This is a genomic window from Psychrobacter sp. TB55-MNA-CIBAN-0194 (genome assembly GCF_040309505.1).
GTDB lineage: Bacteria > Pseudomonadota > Gammaproteobacteria > Pseudomonadales > Moraxellaceae > Psychrobacter > Psychrobacter fozii.
Genome location: NZ_JBEOOW010000455.1, coordinates 1 through 260 on the forward strand (window position 1 = coordinate 1; position 260 = coordinate 260).

Sequence of the window (260 nt, forward strand, 5' to 3'; positions counted from 1 at the left end):
TCTATGCCCTGAGCAAGAAGGGACTATCATTGGTAATCATGGCGGTTTTGCAGATAAGGTACGCGCAAAAGATACGAGCGTCATCAAGATACCTGAAGGGCTTGATTTTAATGCGGTAGGACCACTGTTATGTGGCGGTGTTACGGTGTTTAATCCGCTTATGCAGTATGACATCACGCCAATCTCAAGAGTAGCCGTTATTGGTATCGGTGGTTTAGGTCATCTAGCGCTGCAATTTGCCAATGCGTGGGGCTGTGAGG

The 260-nt window shown here is 47.7% G+C and carries 1 pseudogene; it reads left to right on the forward strand.

From position 1 onward, the window contains the following. Nucleotides 1-260: pseudogene (locus AAEY75_RS15870) on the forward strand (alcohol dehydrogenase); the annotation flags it as partial.